Here is a 4,134-nt window from a genome sequence, read left to right as displayed (position 1 = left end):
TGCGTACGATCCCGGCGATGGTATCGACGTTCATGCCTGTTTCTGCAGAAATCGGTACGATATCGAGGAAGTTCATTTGGCTTGCCAGGAACTGCAGGTGCGGCAGCAAATCAGCCTTTTCCTGCACATTATCCACCTTATTGACCGCCAGGATCACCGGTGCTCTGGCATCACGCAATTTGCCCAGCACCATTTCATCATCGGCCGTCCAGCGTGTGCCTTCGACAACGAAAATCACCAGTTCAACGTCGCCAATAGAACTGCTTGCCGCTTTGTTCATCAGGCGGTTGATCGCGCGTTTCTCTTCCATGTGCAGGCCCGGGGTATCAACATAAATTGCCTGATACGGCCCTTCGGTATGAATACCGACAATGCGGTGACGCGTGGTCTGCGCTTTACGGGAAGTGATCGAAATCTTCTGCCCAAGCAGGTTGTTTAACAGCGTGGATTTACCCACGTTCGGGCGGCCAACAATGGCGACAAACCCACAATATGTTTTATCGATGCTCATTCCAGCTCCAGCTTTTTCAGCGCCTGTTCGGCGGCAGCCTGCTCCGCCTTGCGACGGCTGGAACCTGTGCCTACCACCGGTTCACTCAGGCCACTGACCTGGCAGTGGATAGTAAATTCCTGATCGTGTGCTTCACCGCGCACCTGCACCACCAGATAGGAAGGCAGCGGCAGGTGGCGCCCTTGCAGATACTCCTGCAAACGAGTCTTTGGATCTTTTTGCTTATCACCAGGACTGATTTCGTCCAGACGAGTCTGGTACCAGGTGAGAATCAGGCGCTCAACGTTCTGGATATCGCTGTCGAGGAATACCCCGCCAATCAATGCTTCAACGGTATCAGCCAGAATAGACTCGCGACGGAAGCCGCCGCTTTTCAACTCACCCGGACCAAGGCGCAGACACTCACCCAGTTCAAACTCGCGGGCGATCTCCGCCAGCGTGTTGCCTCGTACCAGCGTTGCGCGCATACGGCTCATATCGCCTTCGTCCACCCGAGGGAAACGATGATAGAGCGCATTGGCGATCACAAAACTCAAGATTGAGTCACCTAAAAACTCCAGGCGCTCATTGTGTTTGCTGCTGGCACTGCGGTGAGTTAATGCCTGTTGCAACAGCTCCTGATGATGAAAAGTGTAGCCCAGCTTCCGTTGAAGCCGATTAATTACGATGGGGTTCATGCGTTACCAATAAATGAATGCGTCAAAAATGCAGCACACGAAACCGACCTGGCAGCTCTGTTCCCATTTAGATTGCCTGCGCGCTTGCCTGCCGCCTTTCTGCAACCCAAATTATTCCGAGTAGAATCAACCAACGCGGTTTCGTGTGCCGTGTCACTCCTACGAGAGACAACCAAAACGTCGGGGGGATATTCTATACGCAACGACAATAGATGTCGTTAGTTTGAAGGGATTTAAATATTAAATAATTCACGCTGCCAATATTGCAGCGGCAGCGTGAATAAGACAGGGAAATTAATGGATGCTACCGATACGCGATAAACGCACGCCGGTCGGCCATTCGCCTTCCTGTTTTTCGAAGCTCATCCAGATGGCCGTGGCTTTACCCACCAGGTTGGCCTCTGGTACAAAGCCCCAGTAACGGCTGTCAGCGCTGTTATCGCGGTTATCACCCATCATGAAGTAGTGACCCGGCGGCACGATCCAGGTAGCCAACGGCAGGCCGGACTGGTGGTAGTACATTCCAACCTGATCCTGAGCAATCGGCACCGTCAGAATGCGGTGAGTCACCTCGCCCAGCGTCTCTTTGCGCTCGGTCAGGCGAATGCCATCAGCCTTGCTTTCGCCTTTCGGCAACTGCCAGAAACCGCTGGTCGCCTCCCCGCCGTTCTGACGAGAGAACGTCTGGACGAAATCGCTGGGCTCAACGTTGGAGTAAGTCACCGGCAGTGCGTTACCACATGCCTGACCGGAACTACAGCCCGGCTGGATAGTGACCTGTTTTGCCACCGGATCGTAGGTGATCTTATCGCCCGGTAAGCCAACCGCACGCTTAATGTAGTCCAGACGCGGATCTTCCGGGTATTTAAACACCACGATATCGCCACGTTGCGGATGACCGGTTTCGATCAGCGTTTTCTGGTAGATCGGATCTTTAATGCCGTAGGCAAACTTCTCAACCAGAATAAAATCGCCAATCAACAGCGTTGGCATCATCGAACCGGACGGAATTTGAAACGGCTCATAAATAAATGAGCGCACCACCAGTACGATCGCCAGCACCGGAAATACCGAGGCTCCCGTTTCCAGCCAACCCGGTTTCGGGCCAACTTTCTTCAGCGTTTGCTTGTCGAGGCTATCACCGGTCGCTGCCTGAGCAGCGGCCTGACGTTCACGACGTTTTGATGCAAAGATGAATTTATCCAGGCACCACAAAAGTCCCGTGATCACGGTTGCAATCACCAGGATCAGGGCAAACATATTCGCCATGCCAACTCCTTAATGGTTATTTTCCGTCTTTACCGACGTGCAGAATGGCGAGGAACGCTTCCTGCGGCAGCTCAACGTTACCCACTTGCTTCATACGTTTCTTACCGTCTTTCTGCTTCTGCAGCAGCTTTTTCTTACGGCTGACATCACCACCGTAGCATTTCGCCAGTACGTTTTTACGCAGCTGTTTGACGGTCGAACGGGCAATAATGTGGTTGCCGATAGCCGCCTGAATCGCGATATCAAACTGCTGGCGTGGGATCAGATCTTTCATCTTCTCCACCAGCTCACGGCCACGATACGGCGCATTATCGTTGTGGGTGATCAGCGCCAGCGCATCAACACGCTCGCCGTTGATCAGTACATCCACGCGGACCATGTTGGATGCCTGGAAGCGTTTGAAGTTGTAATCCAGCGACGCGTAGCCACGGGAGGTGGACTTCAGGCGGTCAAAGAAATCGAGTACCACTTCCGCCATCGGAATTTCATAGGTCAGAGCAACTTGTTTACCGTGATAAACCATGTTGGTCTGCACGCCACGCTTCTCAATACACAGCGTGATAACGTTGCCCAGGAACTCCTGCGGTAGCAGCATGTGACATTCCGCGATCGGCTCACGCAGTTCCTGAATATTATTCAGCGGCGGCAGCTTGGACGGGCTATCGACATAGATGACTTCTTTCGACGTGGTCTCCACTTCGTAGACCACCGTCGGCGCGGTGGTAATCAGATCCAGGTCGTATTCGCGTTCCAGACGCTCCTGGATGATCTCCATGTGCAGCAGGCCCAGGAAGCCGCAGCGGAAGCCGAAGCCCAGCGCCGTGGAACTCTCCGGCTCATAGAACAGAGAGGCATCGTTCAGGCTCAGTTTACCCAGCGCATCACGGAATGCTTCATAATCATCTGAGCTGACCGGGAACAGGCCGGCATACACCTGCGGTTTCACTTTCTTAAAGCCTGGCAGGGCCTTATCCGCCGGGTTACGCGACGTCGTCAGGGTATCTCCAACCGGAGCACCGAGGATATCTTTGATCGCGCACACCAACCAGCCTACCTCACCGCATTTCAGCTCGGTACGGTCAACCTGTTTTGGCGTGAAGATGCCCAGGCGATCGGCATTATAGACCTGACCGGTGCTCATGACTTTAATTTTGTCGCCTTTGCGCATCGTGCCGTTTTTGATACGCACCAACGAAACAACGCCAAGATAGTTATCGAACCAGGAGTCGATGATCAGTGCCTGCAGCGGAGCATCCTCATCACCTTCCGGCGGCGGAATATCACGCACCAGACGTTCCAGAACATCGGGAACGCCGACGCCGGTTTTCGCCGAGCAGCGGACCGCATCGGCCGCATCGATACCGACGATGTCTTCGATTTCATCAGCGACACGCTCGGGATCGGCAGCTGGCAAGTCGATTTTGTTGAGAACCGGCACCACTTCCAGATCCATTTCCATGGCGGTATAGCAGTTGGCCAGCGTCTGAGCCTCCACCCCTTGGCCCGCATCGACCACCAGCAGCGCCCCTTCACATGCGGCAAGCGAACGTGACACCTCATAAGAGAAGTCAACGTGCCCCGGAGTATCGATAAAGTTCAGCTGGTAGGTTTCGCCGTTGTTCGCCTTGTAATCCAGGGTGACGCTTTGCGCCTTAATGGTGATGCCACGCTCACGTT

The 4,134-nt window shown here is 54.0% G+C and carries 4 protein-coding genes; all 4 read right to left on the bottom strand.

Going from position 1 to position 4,134, the window contains the following annotated elements; translation table 11 throughout:
* A partial coding sequence (era, locus tag ACZAHD_RS21935) for a GTPase Era (RefSeq protein ID WP_462458620.1) occupies positions 1 to 511 on the bottom strand: 511 nt, incomplete at its 3' end.
* Positions 508 to 1,188 carry a ribonuclease III gene (gene rnc / locus ACZAHD_RS21930; protein WP_004866451.1) on the bottom strand — a complete coding sequence of 227 codons (681 nt, stop codon included), beginning with the start codon at positions 1,186 to 1,188 and terminating at the stop codon, positions 508 to 510. The genes era and rnc, both read right to left, overlap by 4 nt.
* 294 nt (positions 1,189 to 1,482) lie before the next feature.
* A complete protein-coding gene (gene lepB, locus ACZAHD_RS21925) occupies positions 1,483 to 2,457 on the bottom strand; it encodes a signal peptidase I (RefSeq protein WP_462458619.1) in 975 nt (324 codons plus the stop codon).
* Between the two features lie 16 nt (positions 2,458 to 2,473).
* The coding region (gene lepA / locus ACZAHD_RS21920; protein ID WP_462458618.1) for a translation elongation factor 4 at positions 2,474 to 4,134 on the bottom strand (1,661 nt) is incomplete at its 5' end.

Origin of the sequence: Raoultella sp. (genome assembly GCF_039594335.1) — a bacterium.
Lineage (GTDB): Bacteria > Pseudomonadota > Gammaproteobacteria > Enterobacterales > Enterobacteriaceae > Klebsiella.
This window is presented reverse-complemented; position numbering and strand designations above follow the sequence as displayed.